Consider the following 24,335-nt stretch of genomic DNA (forward strand, 5'->3'; position numbering starts at 1 on the left):
GATCGGCTTACGTAAGCTCGCCGGGCTCCCTCAATACCAGAAGCTTCATTTTCAGAACCGTCAGGGACTTCCTGTGTGATCACTTCGACGATGCCCGTTAAGAGGGGAGTCGGGTGAGAAGCCGCCCTGGCCCGCCAGGGCGGCTTTTAGCGGACGCTCACCCCCGCCGATCAGCGACCACGCCGATCAAAACCAGCACCACCAGCAGCACCGGCGCCAGCGCATAGTTGTTGAACTGCCCCAGCCCCTTGACGATCCACGGCGTCGCATAGATCAGCGCCGCACCGCTGCCGATCATCACCAGCAGTGCCATGAACGGCACGCGCAGGGCGCCGGCCAGGCCGCCCAGGCGCCCCTCGACCCAGCCTTTGATATCGGTGCCGAACAGCACCAGCAGGCAGCCCACCAGGGCCAGCGAAATCTCCGAGAGGTTGCTGCGGCTCCAGCGGGAAACGGTCGAGAGCAGGTCAAGTACCAGGTCCATGGGTCATCCTTAATTCAAGAAGTACTGCAGCAGGTCGTTGAGGAACAGCTGGCCGCGCGGCGTGGCGGCCAGCCGATCCGGTTCGACCCGCAAAAGGCCTTTTTGTTCGGCTTCACGGCGGGCTTCGGCCAGTTGTGCAAGGGGCAGGCCGGTACGCAGGTTGAACAGCTCGGCCTCCACGCCGTCGGTGAGGCGCAGCGCGTTCATCAGGAACTCGAAGGGTAGCTCATCGGTGTCAATGGCCATTAATTTTGACCCACTTTTGGCCAATAGAATTGACCCACTTGCTCACCGCTAACCGCCGGTTTTCTGCTTCAAACGATAGCTCTCACCTCCCAGCATAAAGATGTGTGAATGGTGGATCACGCGGTCGATGATGGGCACGGCCACGTTGTCGTCATGGAAGAACTCGCCCCAGCTGGTGAAGTCCTTGTTGGTGGTCAGGATGACCGAGCGGTACTCGTACAGGTTGTTGATTAACTGGAACAGGTTGTACCGGGCTTGGCGCGTCATCGGCAGGTAGCCCAGCTCATCGATGATCAGCACGTCGTATTTGCTCAGCTGATTAAGGCGCTTCTTCAGCTCGCCCTTCATTTCCGCCAGCTCCAGATCCTCGACCAACGCCAGAGCCGTGCGGAACAGCACCTTGTAGCCCGCCTGAACCGCCTTGTGGCCAATCCCAATGGCCAAGTGGGTCTTGCCCACACCCGGTGGTCCGATGAACACCAGGTTGTCGCGGTTGTCGATAAAGCTGAAGTCCAGCAAGGTGCTGACCTGGCGCTTGGTGATGGTGGTCTGGTGCCGGTAATCGAAGGCCTCCAGATGCTTCTCCGAGGGGAACTGCGCCTGCTTGAGGTTGCGGCTTACGCGGCTACTGGAGCGGGCGTTAAGCTCATGCTCGACCAGTGACTGGGCGAAGCTCAGGTAGGACAGTTCATTGGCTTCGGCTCTGGCCAGCAGGGTGGCCAGCTCACCCGCGGTCGCGCTGAGGCGCAGGCTTCGGTACTGCGCGATAGTGCTGTCGAGCAGGCTCATTGGGTCACCCCGTGGCCAGTCGACTGGCCAATGCGGGCATAAGCGTTCAGGTCGGCGTGACTAACCTGGCTACCGGCCTCTGGCGCATAGTCATGGTCGCCGATGATCCGGCCCCGCGCCTTGGCTTGCTGCCATGCTTCGAGGTAGCGCTTGAGCCCGGTGGCGGTCAGTTCACTGCGCTCGCACAACTCGCCGAGCAACGCCGTATCAACCGGCGCATGGGCCATGAGCAGGTCGCGTGCAGCAACCAGCTGATCCTTGTAGATACGCGGCGAAGTACGCTTGAGCAGTTGGCACAGGGTTGCCCCAAGGGCATCGGGCAGGATCGAGTCGATGCCGCGCTCCAGGTCGGTAATGCGCTGGGCATGGTCTCGGTAATGGTTGTTGTTCTTGATCATCCGGCCCTTGGCCTTGCACAGGTCATGGGTGGCTATGAGTTCACCGCTCTCCAGGTCATGGATCAGCAACTGGTTGTCCTGTGCGCTGACACCGACACGGGCTTGCTGCCAGGCCATGGGTACCGAGTACTTGTTGGCCTGCCATGAGATCAAGCCGGTCTTGTCGACCTTGCGGGTCTCCCTTGTCGGCGCCACGTGCAGCAGGTTCTGCGGGACGAGATAGGGCTTGAGCTGACTACGCTCCAGTGCCTCGAAATGCGCTCTTGGATGCTGCCCCGTCGTGCCGTGCACGCGTGCGTTGGCGACAGTCTCGAGCCAATCATTCAGGTGCTGTCGGACGGCGGCCTCGTCCTGGAAGTGCTCGCCGTAGAAGCAGTCACGCTTGACGTACTTGACCCCGGCCTCCACCTTGCCCTTGCTCTCCGGGTCATAGCCCTCGCAGGCATGGATGCGGTACCCGACGGTAGTCGCATACTGGTGGAAGCGCTGGTTCAGCGTCAGCTCACGGTACTGCTCGTTGATCACCACCATCTTGGTCTGATCGTAGATGCACTCCTCGGTGACGCCGCCGAAGTAGCGGAAGGCCTCGTCGTGCATCTGGATAAACCGTTCGGTATCCAGCGGCCGGAAGTTCAGACCGACATACATCAGCCGTGAACAGGACAGCACAAACACCACAAAATGAACGACACGCTCCAGGCCGCCAATCATGACGCCTCGCAGCTCACCGGGGTCGACCTGACACTGCACGCCAGGCACTGACTCAACGACCGGCTCGTAATAGCGCAACTGGCCACTGGCAACCTGCTGCTTGAGCGCTTGCACATAGCGGCGAATGCTCCGGTCTGACACCGCCAGCTCGGTGGTGCGCTCCCTCAGGCGACGGGCCAGCTTGACTGCGCTCAGGGCTGGAAACTGACCCAACTGATTAATCAGATAATCGCGGTGCTCGTCGAGCACCTTGGTGCGTGAAGGGTCAGCAATGGTAGCGCTGATCTGCATCTCATCCAGGTGGAGATACTTGCGTACGGTGTTCCGGGAAATCCCCAGCTCACGACTGATGGCACGGACCGACAGGCCTCGGCCCTGGTCATACAACCCCTTGATCTTGTGAATCACAACCCACTCCTTCAATGATCTGTCCCCGGCCTGTGCATAAGGCGGGTGACGCTACATGGTCGGTGGCCAATGCCACTATGGGTGGGTCAAAATTGTTGGCCAGAGGTGGGTCAGTTTAATTGGCCATTAACAATCGGCCGGCAACAGCTTCTCGCCGGCCTTGAACGGCTTGGCCGGGTTCAGGTAGTCCTTGGGCAGGCGGGTCTTCCAGGTACGCAGGATGCGCCCGTCCGGGAACGACAGCTTGCCATGGGCGCCGGCACCGATGCCGATGAAGTCGCCGAAACGCCAGTAGTTCAGGTTGTGCCGCGCAGCACGACCGGCTTGGGCATAGGCCGAGACTTCATACTGGCGGTAACCGTGGTCGGCCATCAGCGCCTGGCCGGCTTCCTGGATATCCCAGAGGATGTCGTCCTCGGGCAGCTCAGGTGGCTGGTTCCAGAACACGGTGTTGGGTTCTACCGTCAGCTGGTACCAGGACAGGTGCGTCGGCGCCAGTTCGATGGCCTGGCGCAGGTCACTTAGGGCGTCGTCGAGCGACTGGTCCGGCAAACCGTGCATCAGGTCCATGTTGAAGTTGTCGAAGCCCGCGGCACGGGCCATATCGGCGGCGCGCACCGCTTCGGCGCCATTGTGGATGCGCCCGAGTCTTTCGAGCTTGGCGGGCTGGAAACTCTGCACGCCGATGGACAGACGGTTGATGCCGGTATGGCGGTAGGCCTTGAACTTCTCCTGCTCGAAGGTACCCGGGTTGGCCTCGAGGGTGATCTCGATGTCCGGGGCGAACGGGATGCGTTGCTCGATACCGCGCAGCAGGCGCCCAAGCGCGTCGGCGCTGAACAGGCTCGGGGTGCCGCCGCCGAAGAAGATCGTGCTGATCGGACGGCCCTGCACGGCATGCATTTCCTGGTCGAGGTCGGCGAGCAGGGCGTCGATGTACTCGGCTTCCGGCAGGATCGGGCCGGCCTGGTGCGAGTTGAAGTCGCAGTACGGGCATTTGCGCACGCACCAGGGAATATGGATATAGAGCGACAGCGGCGGGAGTTCGGGAAGGATCAGGCCCGCCGGCTGTACCAACAGCTTTTCGCTCATGCCAGACCCAGACGCTGACGCAGCAGGGCCATGGCGCGGGCGCGGTGGCTGAGCTGGTTCTTGTCGGCAGGGGCCAGGTCGGCGCTGGAGCACTTGCGCTCCGGCACCCAGAACAGCGGGTCGTAGCCGAAACCGTGTTCGCCGCTGGCTTCGAACAGGATGCTGCCGTGCCACAGGCCTTCGCAGAGGATCGGCAGCGGGTCGTCGGCGTGCCGCACCAGGGCCAGAACGCAGACGAACTGCGCGCCGCGCTGGTCTTCAGGAACGTCCTTGAGCGCATCGAGCAGCTTGGCGTTGTTCGCCGCGTCGCCCTTGCCGTCGGCATAGCGCGCCGAGTAGATACCCGGCGCGCCGCCGAGGAAGTCCACCGCCAGGCCCGAGTCGTCGGCCAGGGCCGGCAGGCCGGAGATGCGCGCGGCATTGCGCGCCTTGAGGATGGCGTTCTCGACGAACGACAGGCCGGTTTCCTCCGGCTCAACCTGGCTGAATTCACCAATCGAGCGAAGGTTCACGGACTCGCCGAGCATGGCCTGCAGTTCCTTGAGTTTGCCGGCGTTATGGCTGGCCAATACGAGTTGCTGGATATTCATCATTCGCCTGGGAACACTTCCTGATTGAAGCTGAGTTTATTGCTGACGCCGCCGGTCTCGACGTTGAGGTCGAAGGTGACGGTCTCGGCCTGGTCGATCTTGAACTGTGCGATGTAGTACACCGCACCCTGATCGGTAATCTGCTTGAACGACAACGGACTGCTGCGCCCGGTGAGATCTTTCACTGTGCCGCTGACTACCGCCATCGCGGGTTTGCTGGCCTTGAGCACGGCGATGTTGAGTACGCCCTGGTTCTTGCTGCGGGTCAGGCCCGTGGCGGCAGCGATGTCGGGTTGCAGCATGATTGAGGTGAAGGCGCTGTAGTGGATCGTCACATCACCGAACACTTCCTTGCGCTCGGGCCTGGCGGCATCGGCAGCCAGTACCGGCAAGGCCAGGCACAGGCTGATCAGAAACAGTGCTAGTCGACGCATGATGCCATTCCTCCGTTGAGGGTCAGACCGCGAGCTGATGCTCCTGCAGGCCCGGGCTGCTGACCCGATAGATACCGATCTCACCTAGAAGATTAGGCCAAAGCCGTCCACCCAACCCGTTACGGTGCAGGTGGTCGACGGCGAGGCGGTCGAGGACCTTGGCCTTGCGCTCATGGCACAGGTTCTCGAAATCCTCGAAGGTGCAGAAGTGGATGTTCGGTGTGTTGTACCAGGTATACGGCATGAAGTCCGAGACCGGCATGCGACCCTTGGTCGCCAGGTACCAGCGGCAGCGCCAGTGGCCGAAGTTGGGGAAGGTGATGATGCACTGGCGGCCCACCCGCAGCATTTCGTCGAGGATCCGGTCAGGGTACTCCACGGCCTGCAGGGCCTGGGTCATGACCACCACGTCGAAGCTGTTGCTGGCGAAGTTGCCCAGGCCCTTGTCCAGATCCTGCTCTATTACGTTGACGCCCTTGGCCACGCAGGCGGCGATGTTGTCGGGGTCGATCTCCAGGCCGTAGCCGGTGACGTTCTTGCGCTCGCGCAGCGAGGCCAGCAGTTCGCCGTTGCCGCAGCCCAGGTCGAGTACCCGGCTGCCGGCGGGGATCCAGTCTTGGATGATTTCCAGGTCGGCTCTCATTGGGTCCTCAAACGGCGATGCGGTTCATGTAGTTGGCGAAACCCTGCATGTAGCGGGGGGTCGGGATGAGGAAGGCGTCGTGGCCGTAAGGCGAGTCGATGTCCAGGTAGCAGACGTTCTTGCGCGCGGCCATCAGGGCGTCGACGATCTCCCGCGAACGGGCCGGCGAGAAGCGCCAGTCGGTGGTGAACGACATGATGCAGTAGTCCGCCGTCACATGTGCCAGGGTCGCCGCCAGGTCACCGCCGTGGGCGGCGGCCGGGTCGTAATAGTCCAGGGCCTTGGTCATCAGCAGGTAGGTGTTGGCGTCGAAGCGCCCGGAGAACTCCTCGCCCTGGTAGCGCAGGTAGCTCTCGACCTGGAATTCGACGCTGTGGAAGTCGTAGTTGAGCTTGTCGCTCTTGAGCTCGCGGCCGAATTTCTCGCCCATCGAGTCGTCGGACAGGTAGGTGATGTGACCGACCATGCGCGCCAGCATCAGGCCGCGCTTGGGGATCACGCCCCGGTCCTGGAACGAACCACCGTGGAATTCCGGGTCGGTGAGGATGGCCTGGCGCGCCACTTCGTTGAAGGCGATGTTCTGCGCCGACAGCTTGGGCGCCGAGGCGATGTCCACGCAGTGGCGCACCCGGTCCGGGTAGGTGATGGTCCATTGCAGCGCCTGCATGCCGCCCAGGCTGCCGCCGACGATGGCGGCCCAGGTGTGGATCCCCAGGCGATCGGCCAGGCGCGCCTGGCTGTGCACCCAGTCTTCCACGGTCAGCACCGGGAAATCGGCGCCGTAGGGCTTGCCGGTGGCCGGATTGAGACTGCTTGGGCCGGTGCTGCCATTGCAACCGCCGAGGTTGTTCAGGCTGACCACGAAGAAACGGTTGGTGTCGATGGGCTTGCCGGGGCCGATGCAGCTGTCCCACCAGCCCGGCTTGCGGTCGGTGGCGGCATGGTAGCCAGCGGCATGATGGTGGCCGGACAACGCATGGCAGATCAGCACGGCATTGCTGGCGTTGCTGTTGAGGGTGCCATAGGTTTCGTAGATCAGCTCGTACGAGGCCAGGGCGCGGCCACAGGCCAGGGCCAGCGGTTCATCGAACCGGGCGATCTGCGGTGTTACCAGACCGACGGAATCTTCGGGAAGGACAGTGGACATCGACCCTGCTCACGCTTGACGGAGGCGTAAGTCTAAAGAGCGCTACCCCCAGCGGCAAGCAAAGGCTTGCCGCTGGATGCAGGGTGGGTCAGATCATCCGCCACAGCTCTTGCGGCATGCCGGCGTAGGCTGCCAGCTGGGGCATGAGGAACGACTGGATCACCTGGATGGCGATGAAGGCGAAGATCGGCGAAATGTCCATGCCGCCGAGGTTCGGCACCAGGCGGCGGAACGGCGCCAGCACCGGTTCGCTGATCTGGTAGGCCAGTTCTGCAGCAGGGTTATGGCTGTTCGGCGCGACCCAGGAGACGATCACCATGACGATCATCGCCACCCAGAAGATCTTCAGGAACAGCGAGGTGATGCCCAGGATCGACCACATCAGCAGGTGCAGGACGTCGCCGAAGGTGCCGTAGGTGACCATCAGCACGAAGGCCATCAGCAGCGCCTGGATGATGATCGACAGCAGCAGCGAGGAGGTATCCAGGCCAGCGATGCTGGGGACCACGCGGCGCAGCGGCTTGAGCAGTGGCTGGGTGGCGCGCACGGCGAACTGGCTCAGCGGGTTGTAGAAGTCGGCCTTGACCAGCTGCAGCACGAAGCGCAGCAGGACGATCACCAGGTACAGGCTGACCAGGGTTTGCACCACGAAGATCGCGGCGCCGGACAGTGCATTCATCAAAAGCTCCTTATTTGCCCAGTTTCTCGGCCAGCTCGGCCGAGCGTTTCGCCGCGGCCTGCAGGGCCTGTTCGACGATGGCCTCGAAGCCGTTGGCCTGGAACGATTTGATCGCCGCTTCCGTGGTGCCGGCCGGCGAGGTCACGCGGCGACGCAATTCGGCGGCGTCGACGTCGCTGGAAACCGCCATGCGGGCGGCGCCCAGGGCGGTCTGCAGGGTCAGTTGCGAGGCGGTCTCGCGCGGCAGACCGAGTTTTTCGCCGGCAGCGGTCATGGCCTCGATCAGCAGGAAGAAGTACGCCGGGCCGCTTCCGGAAACAGCGGTCACGGCGTCCAGCTGCTGTTCTTCATCAAGCCACAGGGCGGTGCCCACGGCCGACAGCAGTTGTTCGGCCTGGCGGCGTTGTTCCATGGTTACTTCCCGGGTCGCATACAAGCCGCTGACGCCTTGGCGCAGCAGCGCCGGGGTGTTCGGCATGCAGCGCACCAGGGGGATCGCGCCCAGCCAGGCCTGCAGGCTGGCGCAGGTGATGCCGGCGGCAATGGAAACCACCAGCTGGCCTGGTTTCAGGTTCGGCTTCAGCGTTTCGCAGACCGCTTTCATTACCTGCGGTTTGACTGCCAGGACGACCACGTCCACGCCATCGATGGCCTGGGCGTTGTCTTCAAAGGCTTCGATGCCGTGCTCGGCCGTGATCCGTGCGCGGGTTTCGGCACCCGGGTCGCTGGCGCGGATCAGCGCGGTGTCCAGGCCCTGGGCGCGCAGGCCGCCAATCAGGCTGGCGGCCATGTTGCCGGCGCCGATAAAGGCAATACGAGTCTTGCTCATGTCGGGTCCTTGTGGGGGAAGGGAGAGTTAAGCATGGATTCAGGCCTGACCGTAGTCGCGGGCGCCGAACAAGGCGGTACCGATGCGGACCCAGGTCGCACCTTGGGCGATGGCGGCTTCCAGGTCATGGCTCATGCCCATGGACAGGGTGTCCAGGTCGAGGCCGAGCTGGGCCTGCAGTTCACGTAGCGTGGCGAAAGCGGCCTCTTGCTCGGCGCGGTCCTCGGTAGGTTCCGGGATCGCCATCAACCCGCGCAGGCGCAGGCCGGGCAGGGCGTTCACGGCCTGCGCCAGGGCTGGCAGTTCGGCGGGCGAGCAACCGGACTTGCTGGCCTCGCCGCTGACATTCACCTGCAGGCAGATGTTCAGCGGCGGCAGCGCGGCGGGGCGCTGCTCCGAGAGGCGTTGGGCGATCTTCTGGCGGTCCACGGAATGTACCCAGTCGAAGTGCTCGGCGATGGCCTTGGTCTTGTTCGACTGAATGGGGCCGATGAAGTGCCAGATCAAGGGCAGGTCGGAAAGCGCCTGTTGTTTTGTCAGCGCTTCCTGAAGGTAGTTCTCACCCATGTGGCAAAGGCCGGCGGCATGAGCTTCGCGGATGGCGCTGGCGGGCTTGGTCTTGCTCACTGCCAGCAGCTGCACGCTGGCCGGATCACGCCCGGCGGCCCGGGCCGCGCTGTCGATGCGGTGGGCAATGACGGAAATATTGTCTGCTAGGGTGGACATGGTTCGTCGCCGACGGCTTTGGGGTCTGCGGCATTCTACCTGCTTGATCGCCGTTGGGGAGTCTCATGGATGTGACTGAGCTGCTGGGCCGGGCCGTGGCCGCGGGCGCCAGCGACCTGCACCTGGCCGTGGGCGAGCCGCCGTTGCTGCGCCTGGATGGCGAGCTGCGGCGCATGGCGGTGCCGGTGCTGACCTGCGCAGCTCTGGAGCAGGGAATGGCCGACCTGCTCGATGACGGGCAGCGGCGGCAATGGCTGAGCGGTGATGAACTGGACCTGGCGCTGAGCTTGCCCGGTGTGGGGCGCCTGCGCTTGAACCTGTTCCGCCAGCGCAATGGGTTGGGCGCAAGCGCGCGCCTGATCCCGGCTCGGGTCCCGAGCCTCGATGAGCTTGATCTGAACGATGTGTATCAAGTCGTTGCGCAATGCCGGGATGGCCTGGTGCTGGTGGGCGGGCCGACGGGTAGCGGCAAGTCCAGCACCCTGGCGGCGCTGCTCGATCAGATCAATCGCGAACGCGCGTTACAGGTCATCACCCTTGAAGATCCTATCGAATTTATCCACAGCGGCCAGGGTTGCCTGGTCAACCAGCGGGAGATCGGCGTGCACAGCCGTGACTTCGCCCAAGGGCTGCGCAGCGCCCTGCGCCAGGATCCGGATGTGATCATGGTGGGTGAGTTGCGTGATCTGGAGAGCATCCGCCTGGCGTTGCGCGCGGCAGAAACCGGGCATCTGGTGCTGGCAACGGTGCACACCCGCTCGGCGGTGAACAGCATCGACCGGCTGGTAGAGGTGTTCGCGGCCGAGGAGAAGCCGCTGGTGCGCATGATGCTGGCTGAATCACTGCGCCTGGTGGTGGCTCAGGTGCTGCTCAGGCGGGTGGGCGGCGGCAGGGTCGCCGCAAGAGAGGTACTAATAGCGACGCCAGCGGTGCGCAACCTGATTCGCGAGGGGCGCATGGCACAGGTGCAGTCGGTGATGCAGGCGGGGGCGGCATTTGGGATGCAGACGATGGAGGGAGCAATGCGGGCGCTCAGGCAGAACGGCCTGGTTGATTAGCATTGCTGCCTGCTGGGGCAAGCCCGCGATTGAGGGCTTAGCGCTTGGCCAGGGCCAACGCCTGCTGGTTCTTGGGCAGGACGCGCTTGGCTACCACGTAGTGCTTTTGCCAATAAGGTTTTTCCAGGCTGTCGATGCTCACCCGTTTGCCGGTGCGTGGCGCGTGGATGAAGCGATCGTTGCCCAGGTAGATGGCTACGTGATTGACCCGGCGACTCTTGATGTTGAAGAAGATCAGGTCGCCCGGCTTGAGATCGCTCTTGGCCACCTTGACGCCCTGGCCCCGGGCCATTGCGTTGGAGGTGCGCGGCAGGTCGACATCGGCCACATCGTTGAACGCGTACTTGACCAGGCCGCTGCAATCGAAGCCCTTCTTCGGGCTACTGCCGCCCCAGCGATAGGGCGTGCCAAGTACGTTCACGGCGCGGCTGAGCACTTCGCTGCTCTGCTTGGGTGACATGGCCACCGCCTGCATGCCCACAGCTTGTTGCTGCTTGGCGGCGTTGGCCGGGCGAGCGCGCGCGGAACTGCTGCGATACTGGATCGGGGTGCGTTTCACCGTGGCATCGGCGTTGGTCGTATAGCCGGTGAATCCGCTGGGAAGTCGTTGCTCACGGTTGGTGGCGTGGGCGGCCAGGGGTAACAAAAGGCAGAGGGTCAGCCATGTCTTGATAAAAGGTGGCATAGATGAAGCTCTTATAAGTGTTGGCGCGCAACTTTATAACAGCTTTTTGATCAAATTCTGATCCGTTGGTCGCTCAAGCACGTACCATATGTCGGGTAAAAACGAAAAAGTCACATTTTTCCTTAGAAAATTTTCGGCTATCCCACGAGGGCTTCGAATGAATGGTTATCAACAGGGTGCTCCCTCGCACGACACCCATAGCAAGGTTCTCGGCTACCTGCTGTGGATCTTCGGCTTCACCGGCTCGCACCGCTTCTACTACGGCAAGCCGATCACCGGAACCATCTGGTTCTTCACCCTGGGCCTGCTGGGCATCGGCTGGCTGATCGACCTGTTCCTGATCCCGTCGATGGACCGTGAGGCAGACATGCGTTTCGAGTCGGGCGGCGTGGACTACAACCTGGCGTGGATACTCCTGACCTTCCTCGGCATCTTCGGCGTGCATCGGCTGTATCAGGGCAAGTGGATCAGCGCGCTGATCTACCTGTTCACCGGAGGGTTGTTCCTGTTGGGTGTGCTGTATGACTTCTGGACGCTCAACAGCCAGATTTCCCAGGTCAACGCCGAGCGTCGCCGGGTATGAAAAAAGGCCTTGTCGCTGAGCGGCAAGGCCTTTTTCGTTACTGACGCCGCTGTTGCAGCAGCAGGTTGCTGAAACCTGCCCCGGCCAGCTGTTTCTGCGCCACGGTCAGCTGTTCGCGGTTGCTGAACGGGCCGACCATCACGCGGTACCAGGTCTCTTCCTTCACCGTGCCCGACTCAACCTTGACCGCCTGGCCAAGCAGGATGATCTGCGCACGGACCTTGTCGGCATCGGCCTGCTTGCGGAACGAGCCGGCCTGCAGGAAGAACTGGGTCGTGGCCGCTGGCTTGATCACCGGTGGTGCCGGTGGCGGTGTCTGGCCCAGCAGGGCGGCCTGGGCCCGGGCGGTGTCGATCTTCGCCGCTTCCGCAGGGGTGACCGGCGTGCTTGGCACGGGCGGTTGCGCCGGTACCGGCGGAGTTTTCTCCGGCACGGCCTCGGGCGGTACGATCACTTCCGACTCCGGCAGCAGCGTATAGAAGTCGTACTTCGGCTTCACCGGTTGCTGTGGCGTCGGCGTGGTGGTCTTGCTCGCTTCGGCGACCTTCTCCTGCTTATGTTGCTCGGGCTTGGTGCGCTTGATATCAGCGCCACCGGGTTCGAGCTTCATCAGGAAGACGATGAACGCCCCCACGGTCAGGCCGACCGCCAGCCACACCCAGCCCGGAATCGGCTGCTTGCTGGCGGGCGGCTGGGAGCGGCTGGCGCCGCGCTTGGGTGCGGGTTTCTTCTTTGCAGCCAACTTACATGCGCTCCAGGGTTTCCAGGCCGAGCAGTTCCAGGCCCTGCTTGAGGGTGCGGCCGGTCAGGGCGGCCAGGCGCAGGCGGCTCTGCTGTTGTTCGGCGGTTTCGGCGGAAAGGATCGGGCAGTTCTCGTAGAAGCTGGAGAACAGGCCGGCGAGGTCGTACAGGTAGGTGCACAGCACGTGAGGCGTGCCTTTTTCGGCGACGTTGTTGAGGATCTCGCCGAACTGCGCCAGGCGCGCGGCCAGGTCCTGCTCGTGCGCTGCCTGCAGGACGATGCTGCCGTCGACTTCGTCGAAGCCCTTGCCGAGCTTGCGGAACACGCCGGCCACGCGGGTGTAGGCGTACAGCAGGTACGGCGCGGTGTTGCCCTCGAAGTTCAACATCAATTCGAAGTTGAAGCTGTAGTCGCTGGTGCGGTGCTTCGACAGGTCGGCGTACTTGACCGCGCCGATGCCGACCACTTCACCGATGTGGCGCAGCTCGTCCTCGGCCAGCGACGGGTTCTTCTCCTTGACCAGCGCATAGGCGCGGTCCTTGGCCTCGGTGAGCAGGTCGATCAGCTTGACGGTGCCGCCATCGCGGGTCTTGAACGGGCGGCCATCGGCGCCGTTCATGGTGCCGAAGCCCATGTGCTCCATCTTCATCGGGTGGCCGACAAAACCTGCGCGGCGGGCCACTTCGAACACCTGGTTGAAGTGCAGGGCCTGGCGCTGGTCGACGAAGTACAGGGCACGGTCGGCCTGCAGCTTGTTGCTGCGGTAGCGCACGGCGGCCAGGTCGGTGGTGGCGTATAGGTAACCGCCGTCGGCCTTCTGCACGATCACCGGCAGCGGCTCGCCCTCGGCGTTCTTGAATTCCTCGAGGAACACGCACTGCGCGCCCTGGTCCTCGACCAGCAGGCCCTTGGCCTTGAGGTCGGCGACCACGTTGGCCAGGTCGGCGTTGTAGGCGCTCTCGCCCATCACGTCGGCCATGGTCAGCTTGACGTTGAGCAGCTCGTAGGTCTTCTGGCAGTGCGACAGCGAGATGTCCTTGAAACGCGTCCACAGCGCCAGGCACTCGGTATCACCGGCCTGCAGCTTGACCACCAGCCCGCGGGCGCGGGTGGCGAACTCTTCGGACTCGTCGAAGCGCTTCTTGGCGGCGCGGTAGAAGTTCTCCAAATCCGACAGCTCGTCACTGGTGATCGGGTTTTCCTGGAGGTAGGCCATCAGCATGCCGAACTGGGTACCCCAGTCACCCACGTGGTTCTGGCGGATGACGTCGTCACCGAGGAACTCCAGTACCCGGGCAACGCTGTCGCCGATGATGGTCGAGCGCAGGTGGCCGACGTGCATCTCCTTCGCCAGGTTCGGTGCCGACATGTCGATCACCACTTTTTCCGCCGGGCCGGTCTTGCGCACGCCCAGGTGGCCATCGCTCAGGGCGGCGTCGAGGCGGCCTGCCAGCGCTTCGGTGTTCTGGAAGAAGTTCAGGAAGCCGGGGCCGGCGATCTCGGCCTTGCTGATGTCGGCGCTGGCCGGCAGGGCGGCGATGATCTTTTCGGCCAGGTCGCGCGGTTTCATGCCGGCCGGCTTGGCCAGCATCATGGCGATGTTGCTGGCGAAGTCGCCGTGGGTCTTGTCCCGGGCGTTTTCCACCTGGATCGCCGGCGTCAGCCCTTCAGGCAGCACACCGTCGGCGACGAGTTGGGTGAGGGCTTGCTGGATCAGCTGGCGAATGGTGTCTTTCATGAGGGTCTCTTTTCGACCGCAAGCGCGGTGGAGCGCTTCGATGCGCAGGTGGAAAAACTGGGCATTATCCGTTGCCGGGGGCGGGTTGCCAACCTTTTGGGGCACAGTCCATTGTCGGTGTGGGAGCGGGCTTGCCCCGCGATGACGCCATCGCGGGGCAAGCCCGCTCCCACGCCAACCCTCAAAAAGTCAGTAAAGGTCGACCGGATCGACATCCAGCGACCAGCGCACCTGGCGCCCCGACGGCATCTGCTCCAACACTAGCAACCAGGCACTGATCAGTCGATGCAGGGGTGCCCGGGCATTGGCCTGGAGCAATAGTTGCGCACGGAACCTGCCCGCCCGTCGCTCCATGGGTGCCGGGACCGGGCCGAGCAACTCGATGCCGTGCAGCCCCTGCTCGGCAAGTATGCGCTCGGCGGCGGCGCAGGCTTCGTCAAGGAAGCCTTCCGCCTGGCCCGGCTTGTGCGCGTCGGCGCGCAGCAGCGCCAGGTGAGCGAACGGCGGCAGCCCGGCCGCACGGCGCTCGCTCAAGGCCTGTTCGGCAAAGGCGAAGTAGCCCTGCTCTGTCAACTGCACCAGCAGTGGGTGATCGGCCAGGTGGGTTTGCACGATGACCTTGCCCGGCTCTTCGGCCCGGCCGGCCCGGCCGGCCACCTGGACGATCAGCTGGGCCATGCGTTCGCTGGCGCGGAAGTCGCCGGAGAACAGCCCGCCGTCGGCATCGAGGATCGCGACCAGGGTGACGCGGGGGAAATGGTGCCCCTTGGCCAGCATCTGGGTGCCGACCAGGATGCTCGGCTGACCACGCTGGATAGTGGCGAACAGGTTGTGCATGGCGTCCTTGCGCGAGGTGCTGTCGCGGTCCACGCGCAGGATCGGGTAATCCGGGAACAGCACCTTCAGGCGCTCCTCGGCACGCTCGGTACCGGCGCCTACCGGGCGCAGGTCGACGTGGGCGCATTGCGGGCACTGCAGCGGCAGGCGCTCGTCGTAGCCGCAATGGTGGCAGCGCAGCACGGCGGAGCGTTGGTGCACGGTCATGCGCGCATCGCAACGTGGGCATTCGGAGAGCCAGCCGCAGTCGTGGCACAGCAATGTGGGGGCGAAGCCGCGGCGGTTGAGGAACACCAGCACCTGCTGGCCGGCCTCGAGTGTCTGGCGGATGGCCTGCTGCAATGGGCCGCTGATGCCGCTGTCCAGTGGCAGGCTGCGTACGTCAAGGCGCAGGAAGCGCGGTGCTTTGGCGCCGCCGGCGCGCTGGTTCATGCGCAGCAGGCCGTAGCGGCCACTGTGGGCGTTGTGCAGGCTTTCCAGCGACGGTGTGGCCGAGCCCAGCAGAATCGGGATGTTCTCCTGGTGCGCACGCACCACGGCCAGGTCGCGGGCGTGGTAGCGCAGGCCTTCCTGCTGTTTATAGGAGCCGTCGTGTTCTTCGTCGATGATGATCAGGCCCGGGTTCTTCATAGGGGTGAACAGTGCCGAGCGGGTGCCGATGATGATGTCCGCATCGCCATCGCGTGCCGCCAGCCAGGCGTCCAGGCGCTCGCGATCACCCACCGCCGAATGCAGCAGGGCGATGCGCGCGTTGAAGCGTTGCTCGAAGCGTTGCAGGGTCTGCGGGCCGAGATTGATCTCGGGGATCAGGATAAGGGCCTGCTTGCCGGCTTCGAGGGTTTCGCGAATCAGCTGCAGGTAGACCTCGGTCTTGCCGCTGCCGGTGACGCCAGCCAGCAGGTAGGCGTGGAAGGCGCTGAAGCCCGAGCGCACGGCCTCGAAGGCAGCGCGCTGTTCTTCGTTGAGCGGCAGTTCCGGTTGGGCCAGCCAGTGCTCGTGGCGTGCGGCCGGCAGATGGCGGCGTACTTCGACTTCCACCAGTTCCTTGGCCAGCAGCAGGTCGAGGCTGTCCTTGTTCAGACCAAGCTTGCTCAACAGGCTGTGGGCTACGCCGTGGGGGTGCTGCGACAGGGTCTTGAGAGCGTCGCGCTGGCGCGGGGCGCGGGCGATGCGCGGGTCTTCCAGGCGCGCACCGGGCGCGACATGCCAGAAGCGTTCCTGGCGCGCCTCGGCCGGTTCGCCCTGGCGCAGCAGCGTCGGCAGGGCCCAGTTGAGAGTGTCGCCCAGGCTGTGCTGGTAGTACTGGGCCGTCCACAGACACAACTTGAACAATGCCGGCGGCAGGGGGGAGACCGGGTCGAGCAGGGCGCTGGCCGGCTTGAGCTTGTCGGCTGGCACCTCGCTGTGCTCGGCGACTTCCACCAGTACCCCGATCATCTCGCGGCGGCCGAATGGCACGCGGATGCGCATGCCTGGCGTCAGTGCCTGGCGCGCCATGCTCGCGGGTGCCCGGTAGTCGAACAGGCGACGCAGGGGCGAGGGCAGGGCAAGGCGCAGAATGACGTCGGACACGCGGAAGGTCTCTGGAGGGTGTTTCACAAATCAGGCGAGCCTAGCAGACGACGGTCGGTGCAAGCGACAACTTGCGCTACGGCTGCTCTCTGGTATTATTCGCCGCCTAATTACGTGCGGTATTCAACAATAGGTGTTGGGTGGCGGCACGCAGCTCGAGGAAGTGACCATGAAAGCAGATATTCATCCGAACTACGAAGTAGTTGCAGTCACCTGCAGCTGCGGCAACAAGTTTGAAACTCGTTCGACCATGGGCAGCGTCCTGGCGATCGACGTTTGCAACCTGTGCCACCCGTTCTACACCGGTAAGCAGAAAGTCCTGGACACCGGCGGCCGCGTACAGAAGTTCGCCGATCGCTTCGGCATGTTCGGTGCCAAGAAGTAATCATGCACGTGGCGAAGCCTTCGGGGTTCGCGCTGTTGCAAAAGAAGGCGCCCCTTGTGGGCGCCTTTTTTGTGGGCGCGATCTGGCACTTTCCTGCCCTGGCCTTCTGCCCGATGCCCGAAAGGGTGCAAGCGGTGGCGGTACGTCAGGTGGTCGATGGCGACACCTTGCGCCTGAGCGATGGGCGCAGTGTGCGACTGATCGGTATCAATGCTCCCGAGATCGGCCGCAAGGGGCGCCCCAGCGAACCTTATGCCGAGGCTGCCAAGAAGCGCCTGCAGGCGCTGGTGAAGGCCAGCGATGGCCGTGTCGGGCTGGTTCCGGGCGTCGAACCCAAGGACAAGTATGGCCGTATCCTGGCGCATATCTACGGCCGCACTGGCAACAATCTGGAAGCACAACTGCTCAGCGAAGGCCTGGGCTACCAGGTGGCGATTGCACCCAACGTGCAACTGTCGGGCTGCCAGCAGCAGGCCGAGCAGCAGGCGCGCAAGGCCAGGGCAGGACTGTGGCGACAATCGCCGGTCACGCGTGGGCGCGATGTGCGGCAATCCGGATTCGCGGTGATCGGCGGCAGGATCAACGGGATCGAGCGTAATCGCGGCGGCATCTGGCTGGAGCTTGACGAGAGCGTCGTCCTGCAGGTTCCCGCTCGTCTGCAGCGCCACTTCCCCGCCAGCTTCTTCGCTAACCTCAAGGGACGCCAGGTCGAGGCGCGTGGCTGGGTGCTGGATCGTTCCCGCAAGGGCGGGCTCAAGCCTGGGCAGCGACGCTGGCTGTTGCCATTGACCGATCCGAGCATGTTGGCGCTTGTTTCTGGCTAAATAGTTGTAGACATTTTGCTATTGGATTGTACACACTGGCTCCCGAAAGCCCCGTGGGTTATAGCGTAAAGTCGTAGGCCAAAGGCCTTGACACATAGTGACCGGGCAGTCTTGTCGCCCCCCGGCTCTTTGCGTATCCTCGGCGGTCCGTCAGAACAGTAAATAGCGGAATGCCCATCATGTCAGACCTGAAAACCGCCGCTCTCGAATACCACGCTCAGCCTCGTCCGGGGAAACTGAGCGTCGAGCTCTCCAAGCCAACCGCCACCGCCCGTGACCTCGCCCTGGCCTACAGCCCGGGTGTCGCCGAGCCTGTGCGCGAGATCGGCCGTGATCCGGAGCTGGCCTACAAGTACACCGGCAAGGGCAACCTGGTTGCGGTGATCTCCGATGGCACCGCCATCCTCGGTCTGGGTGACCTCGGCCCACTGGCCTCCAAGCCGGTCATGGAAGGCAAGGGTGTTCTGTTCAAGCGTTTCGCCGGTATCGATGTGTTCGATATCGAAGTCGAGTCGGAGAGCCCGCAAGCCTTCATCGACACCGTTCGCCGCATCTCCATCACCTTCGGCGGCATCAACCTGGAAGACATCAAGGCACCTGAGTGCTTCGAGATCGAGCGCACGCTGATCGAGCAGTGCGACATTCCCGTCTTCCACGATGACCAGCACGGCACCGCTATCGTTACCGCGGCCGGCATGATCAACGCCCTGGAAATCGCCGGCAAGAAGCTCGAAGACGCCAAGATCGTCTGCCTGGGCGCCGGCGCCGCGGCCATCTCCTGCATGAAACTGCTGGTGAGCATGGGTGCCAAGGTCGAGAACATCTTCATGATCGACCGCAGCGGCGTGATCCACGCTGGCCGCGACGACCTGAACCAGTACAAGGCCCAGTTCGCCCACGCCACCGACAAGCGCACCCTGGCTGACGCCCTGAACGGCGCAGACGTGTTCGTCGGCTTGTCCGGCCCGAACCTGCTGAGCGCCGAAGGCCTGAAGTCGATGGCCGCCAACCCGATCGTGTTCGCCTGCTCGAACCCGGACCCGGAAATCGCCCCGGAACTGGCTCACGCCACCCGCAGCGATGTGATCATGGCCACCGGTCGTTCGGACTACCCGAACCAGGTCAACAACGTACTGGGCTTCCCTTTCATCTTCCGTGGGGCCCTCGACGTTCGTGCCAAGCGCATCAACGAAGAGATGAAGATCGCTGCCGCCATCGCCCTGAAGGACCTGGCCAAGTTGCCGGTGCCGAAGGAAGTCTGCGAGGCCTATGGCGTTCAAGGACTTGAGTTCGGCCGTGAGTACATCATTCCGAAGCCGCTGGACGCGCGCCTGATCACCGTGGTTTCCGATGCCGTGGCCAAGGCCGCCATCGAGTCCGGTGTGGCCACCCTGCCGTATCCGAAGCACTACCCGCTCAAGAGCGTGGATGACGTGTTCAACGGCTGATCCAGTCGTAGCGTCATGAAAAAGCCCCGGCTCGCAAGAGTCGGGGCTTTTTGTTGGACTGGGTTATTGCGGGGCAGGCCTGCTTACGCGGAGTTCAATATCATCCCTTTCAAGGCGATCGCGTCAGGGCTTGCTGGTGCTCGCCAACAGTCTTGCAGCGCCTGCCAGATCGAGCGCCGCCCGCGCGGCGCTCGATCTTGAGAGCGCTGCAAGGTTTTCGGCGAGCACCTGGCGGCCCTCACCGAAAACCTTCAAAGGTTGCCCTTTAGAACAGATCCATCGGCGCTGCTTCGTCTGCCGGCAGCGGGCTGCCCGGTGCTGCACCGTTACCCAGTTCGTCCGCCGACGGTGGCGAGTCCTCGGCCTTGAACAGTTCGAAGTAGGCGTTCGGCGTGCTTGGTGTGGCGGCGCGGCCGCTGATCGGGTCGACGCGCAGGCTGAGGATGCCCTCGGGTTCGGCTGGTGGATGCTCGGGCATGCCCTTGAGCGCGGCGCCCATGAAACTCATCCAGATCGGCAGGGCCACGGTGCCACCGTATTCGCGACGCCCCAGGGTTTCCGGCTGGTCGAAGCCGACCCACACGGTGGTGACATAGTCAGCGTTGTAGCCTGAGAACCAGGCGTCCTTGGATTCGTTGGTGGTGCCGGTCTTGCCCGCCAGGTCCGAACGGCCGAGGGCCAGGGCGCGGCGGCCGGTACCACGCTTGATTACGTCCTGCAGCATGCTGGTGAGGATGTACGAGGTACGGCCGTCGATGATCTGCTCGGCCACGGCGGGCACCTGGGGCACTTGGGATGCCGGGGTGACCTGGCCTGCGGCCGACGGCGCCTCGCCTGGCATCGGGGCGGCGCTGATGGGTGCCTCAGGTGCGGCGAGGCCGATCTGGTCTTGGCTGCCCTGCGGCACGCGTGGCGGGTTTGCGGTGAACAGCGTTTCGCCGTTGCGGCTCTCGACACGCTCGATCAGGTACGGGCTGATCTTGTAGCCGCCGTTGGCGAAGGTGCTCCAGCCGGTGGCAATCTCCATCGGCGTGAGCGTCGCGGTGCCCAGTGCCAGCGACAGGTTGCGCGGCAGGTCCTGCTTGTTGAAGCCGAACTTGGCGATGTAGTCGATGGTGCGATCCACGCCCATGGCCTGCAGCAGGCGGATCGATACGAGGTTGCGTGACTTGTACAACGCCTCGCGCATGCGGATCGGGCCGAGGAAGGTGTTGGTGTCGTTCTTTGGACGCCAGACCTTGTCCAAGTACTCGTCGACGAACACGATCGGCGCATCGTTGACCAGGCTGGCGGCGGTGTAGCCGTTGTCCAGCGCGGCGCTGTAGACGAAGGGCTTGAAGCTCGAGCCCGGCTGGCGCTTGGCCTGCATGGCGCGGTTGTAGTTGCTCTGCTCGAATGAGAAGCCGCCAACCAGTGCGCGGATGGCGCCATTGTAAGGGTCGAGGGTGACCAGCGCGCTCTGGGCGCCGGGAACCTGACTGAACTTGAGTTTGCCATCTTCCAGGCGTTGCAGGCGCACCAGGTCGCCGACCTGGGCCACATCGGCCGCTGATTGCGGCGAGCGTCCTTGGGAGTTGCTGTTAAGGTACGGGCGGGCCCATTTCATGGTGTCCCAGGCCACGTCTTCCTCCAGGCCGGCGCGGGTCATCACCTTCAGGCCGTTCTTCTCGACCTGGGTGACAATGGCGGGCTCAAGGCCGCCGAGGGTGCGTTGCTTGTTCAGTTCCTGCAACCACGCCGTGCGTGTCTTGCCAGGGAAGCGTGCCTCCGGACCGCGGTAGCCGTGGCGTTCGTCGTATTGGCTGAGGCCGTTGAGGACCGCGCTGTTGGCCATCTGCTGCATGTCGCTCGGCACTGTGGTGGTGACCCGGAAACCTTCGGTATAGGCGTCGCTGCCGTAGCGACCGACCATCTCGGCGCGGGCCATTTCGGCGACGTACGGCGCATTCACTTCCGGGGTCGGCACATGGTAGCTGGCATTCAGCGGTTCACCCAGGGCGGCCTGGTAGCTGGCCTCGTCGATCTTGCCGAGCTTGTACATGCGCCCGAGGATCCAGTCGCGGCGCTCCTTGGCGCGTACCGGGTTGGCCAGCGGGTTGAAGCGCGATGGGGCCTTGGGCAGACCGGCGATCATGGCCATCTGCGCCAGGCTGACGTCGCGAATCGACTTGCCGTAGTACACCTGCGCCGCGGCATCGATGCCGTAGGCACGGTTGCCCAGGTAGATCTTGTTTACGTACAGCTCGAGGATTTCGTCCTTGGTCAGTTCCCGCTCGATCTGCAGGGCCAGGAGAATCTCGTTGGTCTTGCGCGAGAAGCTGCGTTCGCTGGTAAGGAAGAAGTTCTTCGCCACCTGCATGGTGATGGTACTGCCGCCGCTCTGGATATGCCCGGACTTGACCAGCTGTGAGGCCGCACGCATGAGGCTGCTGGGGTCGACGCCATAGTGATTGAGGAAATTGTCGTCCTCGGCGGACAGAAGCGCCTGGATGAATTGTGGGGGAATTTCCTGGAACTTGATCGGCGAGCGCCGCATCTCGCCGAACTCGGCGATCAGCTTGCCGTCGCTACTGTAGACCCTCAGGGGGATTTGCAACTGGACGCTTCTGAGCGCGTCGACCGAAGGCAGGTTAGGACTAAGATACAGAAACGCACCGCTCACACCGAGTACGAGCGCGCAGATGACGGCGACGAGAGACCACCAGAAGAACTTCAGCAGGCGTATCAAGGCTTTTGGGTGTCCAGGTTGAGAGTGGATTGCGCGCAGGGCCGGCGGACAGGAAAAACGCTGGTCATTATAAGCATTTTTCGTCCCGCCGGGTGACCGCCCGGGGAGAGCGACGACCGCCTGCACCGCAAGGGTTCAGGCAGCCAATGACCAGGAAGGAACAGCCATGCTTGGACGCTTTGGCAGGGACACCGGTTCACTGCTGGGGGTGGAAATTACCTCCGACGCGATACGAATGCTGCACCTGCGCCGCCAGCGTGGCGGTTGTCGGGTGGTGGGCTGGGCGCACGAGCGCCTTGGGGCTGCGTCAGGTAGCTCATTGGAGTTTGATCAGATGGAGCGCCTGGTCGCGGGTTTGCGGCAGGCCCATGCCCGGTGTCGAACTTCGCAGTGCCGGGCCGCCCTGGCGTTGCCTGCATCGCAGGTCATCTGCAAGGTTTGCCGCCTGCCTGCCGGGTTGCCCGGCCATGCCGTCGAAGCTGCCTTGCTCGCGCAGGCCGAGCAGCTGTTTCCCTTTCCTGTGGAGGACCTTGCCCTGGATTTCCAGGTGCATGACCCATGCGTGGAGGATGTCGGGCAGGTCGAGGTGTTGGTGGTGGCCTGTAGGCAAAGTCAGCTCGACCCACTGGAGCGCGTGTTCGCGCAAGCCGGCTTGCAGTTGGTGGCCGTGGAGGTGGACAGTTTCGCGTTGCGGCGGGCGCTGGTGCCTGAGCCGCAGGCAGGCGACATGGCGCTGCTGCAGTTGGAGCCGGACGAGGTGATCCTGCACCGTTGGCAGGGAGGCCGCGTGCCGCATCGGCAGCGCATTGCCTTGCCTTCTCTGGAGCGCTGGGCCGAGGCTGTCGATGGGCTCTGGCAGCCGGATATCCAGGGCGCGTTTGAGCAGGTTGTTTTGTTCGGGGCCGCCGCCGATGAAGCTCGAGCGGCAGACTTGTCGGAGCGTCTGGGCGTGAAATGCCATGTCGGTCGCCCGGGCCCTCTGGTCAGCGGTTTCGATGAAACCAGCGTGCCCGCTGCTGCCATGGCTCTTGCCTGTGGTTTGGCAATGGGAGGCCCGGTATGAAAGGGCGACTGAACCTGATGCCCTGGCGCGAACAGCGCAGGGCAAGCGCTGTGCGGCGATTCCAGATCACCTTGGTCGGCACGCTTGTGGTGGCGCTGTGCGGGGTGATGTTGCTTGATCGAATGGCGCGGTCGCGTCTGGCCAGGCAGGCGCAGGTCATCGCCACGCAGCAGGCGGCCGTTGAGCGGTTGGACGCTTCGCTGCGGCAGATCGATAAGTTGCGTGAAGCACGGGATGCGTTGTTGGCCCAGCAAGCGACGGTGTCTGCGCTGAGCGCCGGACGGGCGCAGTTGCCTGGGCTGTTTCGCGCACTGGAGCAGGCAATGCCCGAAGGCGCGCGCTTGACCGAGGTAGGTGTGGAGGACGGGCGTCTGCGCCTTGCCGGGTTGGCTGCCTCTGCTTCAGTGGTGGCCAGGCTTATGCGCAGCCTGGAGCAGGTAAAGATGGTGCGGGACCTGGAGCTTGTTCACTTGCGGCGTCATGGCCAGGGCGATGAATTCCTGCTGGCGGCACGCTTGTTGGCGGGTGAGTCATGAACCGCCCGTGGCTCCAGGATTGGCAGGGCCTGGTGGCCCGGTCTTGGTTGGTCCGGTGGGTGCTGGCAGTAGGGCTGCTGTTTCTGGTGGTTTTCGCGGGTTATATCGCCCGCTTGCGTGAGCCGCTCAATAGCCATGCCGAGGCAGTCCAGAGGCAGTTGCAGCTACAGGGTGTCTTGGCGGATGGGGCGGAAAAACTTGTCGAGCTTGAGAGAGCGCAACAGGCTCTGGAACAAGCCATGACCGGGCTGCAAGCGTTGCGCTGGCGATTGGCTGCGGGAGAGGGCATGAGTGAACTGCTCGACCAGCTGGCTTTGTCGGGTCATGAGCATGGTCTGTCATTCGAACGCATCGAAGTAAACGAAGCGCAGGAGGCAGCAGGATATCGTCTGCAGCCTTTGGAGATCAGCGTGCACGGGCGCTACCCGGCGTTGCGCTTGTGGCTTGAGCAGTGGCTGCAGCAGTTGCGGTTGTTGAATGTGCCCCAGCTCAGGCTGGCCTTGCAGGAGGAAGGCTCAGAAGTGGTTGGCGCCCGGTTGCTGATACATGCCTATCACCCAGGGGAAGAGCTACCCGTGCCGGCTGCCTTGGCGGATGAACCTGCGCAGGCCGCTCTGTCGAAGACCACGTTCGATCCATTTCAAGCCTGGTTGCCCGCCACACCTGGTAAAGAGCTGCGGCATATTCCCTTGGCGCGACTGGAAATGGTCGGAAGCCTGTACCAGTCAGGGCGCCGGCAGGCATTGTTGCGTTCGGCGGAGCACTTGTACCGGGTTGGGCAAGGCGACCGGCTCGGATTGGATGAGGGGGTCGTGGTAGCCGTTGATGCTGGTCAGCTGGAGGTCCGCGAGCGGATCTACCTCGGCGGGCGCTGGCTGGCGCGTTATCGGTATCTGGTGCTTGAGAAGCGTGAGTAAGGAGAGGTCAGGGATGAGGCCGAGGCGATGGTTGAGTGGCTTA

The 24,335-nt window shown here is 63.7% G+C and carries 23 protein-coding genes and 2 pseudogenes; 8 read left to right on the forward strand and 17 right to left on the reverse strand.

The window, feature by feature from the left end; genetic code table 11:
• Positions 1–157: 157 nt before the first annotated feature.
• The 12 genes and pseudogenes from C3F42_RS19545 to C3F42_RS19600 all read right to left on the reverse strand — a co-directional run bounded on the left by C3F42_RS19545 (position 158) and on the right by C3F42_RS19600 (position 9,176).
• The gene (locus C3F42_RS19545; RefSeq protein ID WP_011531731.1) at positions 158–484 is read right to left on the reverse strand and encodes a DUF3392 family protein; all 327 of its coding nucleotides are present in this window, start codon (positions 482–484) and stop codon (positions 158–160) included.
• 9 nt (positions 485–493) lie between these two features.
• Positions 494–715: pseudogene (locus C3F42_RS19550) on the reverse strand (YggW family oxidoreductase); the annotation flags it as partial.
• Between the two features lie 63 nt (positions 716–778).
• Positions 779–1,519, reverse strand: a complete 741-nt coding sequence (gene istB, locus C3F42_RS19555; RefSeq protein ID WP_064491510.1) for an IS21-like element helper ATPase IstB — start codon at positions 1,517–1,519, stop codon at positions 779–781.
• On the reverse strand, positions 1,516–3,036 hold the full coding sequence (istA, locus tag C3F42_RS19560) for an IS21 family transposase (RefSeq protein WP_081273177.1): 1,521 nt from the start codon (positions 3,034–3,036) through the stop codon (positions 1,516–1,518). The genes istB and istA overlap by 4 nt, the downstream gene beginning before the upstream one ends.
• A 135-nt stretch (positions 3,037–3,171) precedes the next feature.
• Positions 3,172–4,128: pseudogene (hemW, locus tag C3F42_RS19565) on the reverse strand (radical SAM family heme chaperone HemW); the annotation flags it as partial.
• On the reverse strand, positions 4,125–4,721 hold the full coding sequence (rdgB, locus tag C3F42_RS19570; protein WP_104444773.1) for an RdgB/HAM1 family non-canonical purine NTP pyrophosphatase: 597 nt from the start codon (positions 4,719–4,721) through the stop codon (positions 4,125–4,127). The pseudogene hemW and the gene rdgB, both read right to left, overlap by 4 nt.
• Positions 4,718–5,152 (reverse strand): DUF4426 domain-containing protein, encoded by a 435-nt coding sequence (locus C3F42_RS19575; protein WP_104444774.1) that lies wholly within the window; start codon positions 5,150–5,152, stop codon positions 4,718–4,720. The genes rdgB and C3F42_RS19575 overlap by 4 nt, the downstream gene beginning before the upstream one ends.
• Before the next feature lie 22 nt (positions 5,153–5,174).
• Positions 5,175–5,795, reverse strand: coding sequence for a methionine biosynthesis protein MetW (metW, locus tag C3F42_RS19580; RefSeq protein WP_023630879.1), 621 nt, complete (start codon positions 5,793–5,795; stop codon positions 5,175–5,177).
• Positions 5,796–5,802: 7 nt separating this feature from the next.
• Positions 5,803–6,942, reverse strand: coding sequence for a homoserine O-acetyltransferase (locus C3F42_RS19585; protein ID WP_104444775.1), 1,140 nt, complete (start codon positions 6,940–6,942; stop codon positions 5,803–5,805).
• A gap of 88 nt (positions 6,943–7,030) precedes the next feature.
• Positions 7,031–7,621, reverse strand: coding sequence for a YggT family protein (locus tag C3F42_RS19590; protein WP_023630880.1), 591 nt, complete (start codon positions 7,619–7,621; stop codon positions 7,031–7,033).
• Between the two features lie 10 nt (positions 7,622–7,631).
• The gene (gene proC, locus C3F42_RS19595; RefSeq protein WP_094011023.1) at positions 7,632–8,450 is read right to left on the reverse strand and encodes a pyrroline-5-carboxylate reductase; all 819 of its coding nucleotides are present in this window, start codon (positions 8,448–8,450) and stop codon (positions 7,632–7,634) included.
• Between the two features lie 39 nt (positions 8,451–8,489).
• Entirely contained in the window at positions 8,490–9,176 is a 687-nt protein-coding gene (locus C3F42_RS19600) for a YggS family pyridoxal phosphate-dependent enzyme (protein ID WP_023630213.1), read from the reverse strand.
• 65 nt (positions 9,177–9,241) lie between these two features.
• Here C3F42_RS19600 and C3F42_RS19605 point away from each other — a divergent pair, with 65 nt between their 5' ends.
• Positions 9,242–10,234, forward strand: a complete 993-nt coding sequence (locus C3F42_RS19605) for a type IV pilus twitching motility protein PilT (protein WP_104444776.1) — start codon at positions 9,242–9,244, stop codon at positions 10,232–10,234.
• 37 nt (positions 10,235–10,271) lie between these two features.
• Here C3F42_RS19605 and C3F42_RS19610 read toward each other — a convergent pair whose 3' ends face one another.
• Positions 10,272–10,919 (reverse strand): C40 family peptidase, encoded by a 648-nt coding sequence (locus C3F42_RS19610; protein WP_023630211.1) that lies wholly within the window; start codon positions 10,917–10,919, stop codon positions 10,272–10,274.
• Between the two features lie 157 nt (positions 10,920–11,076).
• Between C3F42_RS19610 and C3F42_RS19615 the strand changes: the two genes are divergently transcribed.
• Complete coding sequence (locus tag C3F42_RS19615; protein WP_023630210.1) at positions 11,077–11,502, forward strand: TM2 domain-containing protein; 426 nt, start codon at positions 11,077–11,079, stop codon at positions 11,500–11,502.
• 37 nt (positions 11,503–11,539) lie between these two features.
• Here the strand turns inward: C3F42_RS19615 and C3F42_RS19620 are convergent, their stop codons facing one another.
• From C3F42_RS19620 to C3F42_RS19630, 3 genes are all read right to left on the reverse strand, one after another.
• Positions 11,540–12,244 carry an SPOR domain-containing protein gene (locus C3F42_RS19620; protein WP_023630209.1) on the reverse strand — a complete coding sequence of 235 codons (705 nt, stop codon included), beginning with the start codon at positions 12,242–12,244 and terminating at the stop codon, positions 11,540–11,542.
• Between the two features lies 1 nt (position 12,245).
• Positions 12,246–13,982, reverse strand: a complete 1,737-nt coding sequence (gene argS, locus C3F42_RS19625; RefSeq protein ID WP_104444777.1) for an arginine--tRNA ligase — start codon at positions 13,980–13,982, stop codon at positions 12,246–12,248.
• Positions 13,983–14,171: 189 nt separating this feature from the next.
• The gene (locus tag C3F42_RS19630) at positions 14,172–16,391 is read right to left on the reverse strand and encodes a primosomal protein N' (RefSeq protein ID WP_094011028.1); all 2,220 of its coding nucleotides are present in this window, start codon (positions 16,389–16,391) and stop codon (positions 14,172–14,174) included.
• Between the two features lie 169 nt (positions 16,392–16,560).
• On the opposite strand from C3F42_RS19630, the gene rpmE reads away from it, so the two are divergent.
• The 3 genes from rpmE (at position 16,561) to C3F42_RS19645 (ending at position 19,048) form a co-directional block, all read left to right on the forward strand.
• A complete protein-coding gene (gene rpmE, locus C3F42_RS19635) occupies positions 16,561–16,776 on the forward strand; it encodes a 50S ribosomal protein L31 (protein WP_031315083.1) in 216 nt (71 codons plus the stop codon).
• A gap of 2 nt (positions 16,777–16,778) precedes the next feature.
• The gene (locus tag C3F42_RS19640) at positions 16,779–17,600 is read left to right on the forward strand and encodes a thermonuclease family protein (RefSeq protein ID WP_023630576.1); all 822 of its coding nucleotides are present in this window, start codon (positions 16,779–16,781) and stop codon (positions 17,598–17,600) included.
• 179 nt (positions 17,601–17,779) lie between these two features.
• Positions 17,780–19,048: a malic enzyme-like NAD(P)-binding protein gene (locus C3F42_RS19645; protein ID WP_023630575.1), complete on the forward strand. Its 1,269-nt coding sequence runs from the start codon at positions 17,780–17,782 to the stop codon at positions 19,046–19,048.
• 265 nt (positions 19,049–19,313) lie between these two features.
• On the opposite strand, the gene C3F42_RS19650 is transcribed toward C3F42_RS19645, so the two are convergent.
• Positions 19,314–21,773: a penicillin-binding protein 1A gene (locus C3F42_RS19650; RefSeq protein ID WP_371041496.1), complete on the reverse strand. Its 2,460-nt coding sequence runs from the start codon at positions 21,771–21,773 to the stop codon at positions 19,314–19,316.
• 169 nt (positions 21,774–21,942) lie between these two features.
• Here C3F42_RS19650 and pilM point away from each other — a divergent pair, with 169 nt between their 5' ends.
• From pilM to C3F42_RS19665, 3 genes are read left to right on the forward strand one after another with little or no spacing between them, the layout of a single operon-like run.
• Complete coding sequence (pilM, locus tag C3F42_RS19655; RefSeq protein WP_104444779.1) at positions 21,943–22,839, forward strand: type IV pilus biogenesis protein PilM; 897 nt, start codon at positions 21,943–21,945, stop codon at positions 22,837–22,839.
• A complete protein-coding gene (locus C3F42_RS19660) occupies positions 22,836–23,375 on the forward strand; it encodes a PilN domain-containing protein (RefSeq protein ID WP_023629541.1) in 540 nt (179 codons plus the stop codon). The genes pilM and C3F42_RS19660 overlap by 4 nt, the downstream gene beginning before the upstream one ends.
• Positions 23,372–24,292, forward strand: coding sequence for a pilus assembly protein PilP (locus C3F42_RS19665; protein WP_104444780.1), 921 nt, complete (start codon positions 23,372–23,374; stop codon positions 24,290–24,292). Before C3F42_RS19660 ends, C3F42_RS19665 begins: the two co-directional genes overlap by 4 nt.
• Positions 24,293–24,335: the final 43 nt, after the last annotated feature.

The sequence above is a fragment of the Pseudomonas sp. PONIH3 genome (assembly GCF_002934345.1).
Taxonomy (GTDB): domain Bacteria; phylum Pseudomonadota; class Gammaproteobacteria; order Pseudomonadales; family Pseudomonadaceae; genus Aquipseudomonas; species Aquipseudomonas soli.

Coding starts and splice junctions, on each gene's coding strand:
- istB (WP_064491510.1), bottom strand. CDS start 1,519: ATGAGCCTGCTCGACAGCACTATCGCGCAGTACCGAAGCCTGCGCCTC.
- C3F42_RS19665 (WP_104444780.1), top strand. CDS start 23,372: ATGAACCGCCCGTGGCTCCAGGATTGGCAGGGCCTGGTGGCCCGGTCT.
- C3F42_RS19645 (WP_023630575.1), top strand. CDS start 17,780: ATGTCAGACCTGAAAACCGCCGCTCTCGAATACCACGCTCAGCCTCGT.
- argS (WP_104444777.1), bottom strand. CDS start 13,982: ATGAAAGACACCATTCGCCAGCTGATCCAGCAAGCCCTCACCCAACTC.
- C3F42_RS19615 (WP_023630210.1), top strand. CDS start 11,077: ATGAATGGTTATCAACAGGGTGCTCCCTCGCACGACACCCATAGCAAG.
- pilM (WP_104444779.1), top strand. CDS start 21,943: ATGCTTGGACGCTTTGGCAGGGACACCGGTTCACTGCTGGGGGTGGAA.
- rdgB (WP_104444773.1), bottom strand. CDS start 4,721: ATGATGAATATCCAGCAACTCGTATTGGCCAGCCATAACGCCGGCAAA.
- rpmE (WP_031315083.1), top strand. CDS start 16,561: ATGAAAGCAGATATTCATCCGAACTACGAAGTAGTTGCAGTCACCTGC.
- C3F42_RS19640 (WP_023630576.1), top strand. CDS start 16,779: ATGCACGTGGCGAAGCCTTCGGGGTTCGCGCTGTTGCAAAAGAAGGCG.
- C3F42_RS19575 (WP_104444774.1), bottom strand. CDS start 5,152: ATGCGTCGACTAGCACTGTTTCTGATCAGCCTGTGCCTGGCCTTGCCG.
- C3F42_RS19605 (WP_104444776.1), top strand. CDS start 9,242: ATGGATGTGACTGAGCTGCTGGGCCGGGCCGTGGCCGCGGGCGCCAGC.
- proC (WP_094011023.1), bottom strand. CDS start 8,450: ATGAGCAAGACTCGTATTGCCTTTATCGGCGCCGGCAACATGGCCGCC.
- C3F42_RS19600 (WP_023630213.1), bottom strand. CDS start 9,176: ATGTCCACCCTAGCAGACAATATTTCCGTCATTGCCCACCGCATCGAC.
- metW (WP_023630879.1), bottom strand. CDS start 5,795: ATGAGAGCCGACCTGGAAATCATCCAAGACTGGATCCCCGCCGGCAGC.
- C3F42_RS19585 (WP_104444775.1), bottom strand. CDS start 6,942: ATGTCCACTGTCCTTCCCGAAGATTCCGTCGGTCTGGTAACACCGCAG.
- C3F42_RS19545 (WP_011531731.1), bottom strand. CDS start 484: ATGGACCTGGTACTTGACCTGCTCTCGACCGTTTCCCGCTGGAGCCGC.
- C3F42_RS19590 (WP_023630880.1), bottom strand. CDS start 7,621: ATGAATGCACTGTCCGGCGCCGCGATCTTCGTGGTGCAAACCCTGGTC.
- C3F42_RS19660 (WP_023629541.1), top strand. CDS start 22,836: ATGAAAGGGCGACTGAACCTGATGCCCTGGCGCGAACAGCGCAGGGCA.
- C3F42_RS19610 (WP_023630211.1), bottom strand. CDS start 10,919: ATGCCACCTTTTATCAAGACATGGCTGACCCTCTGCCTTTTGTTACCC.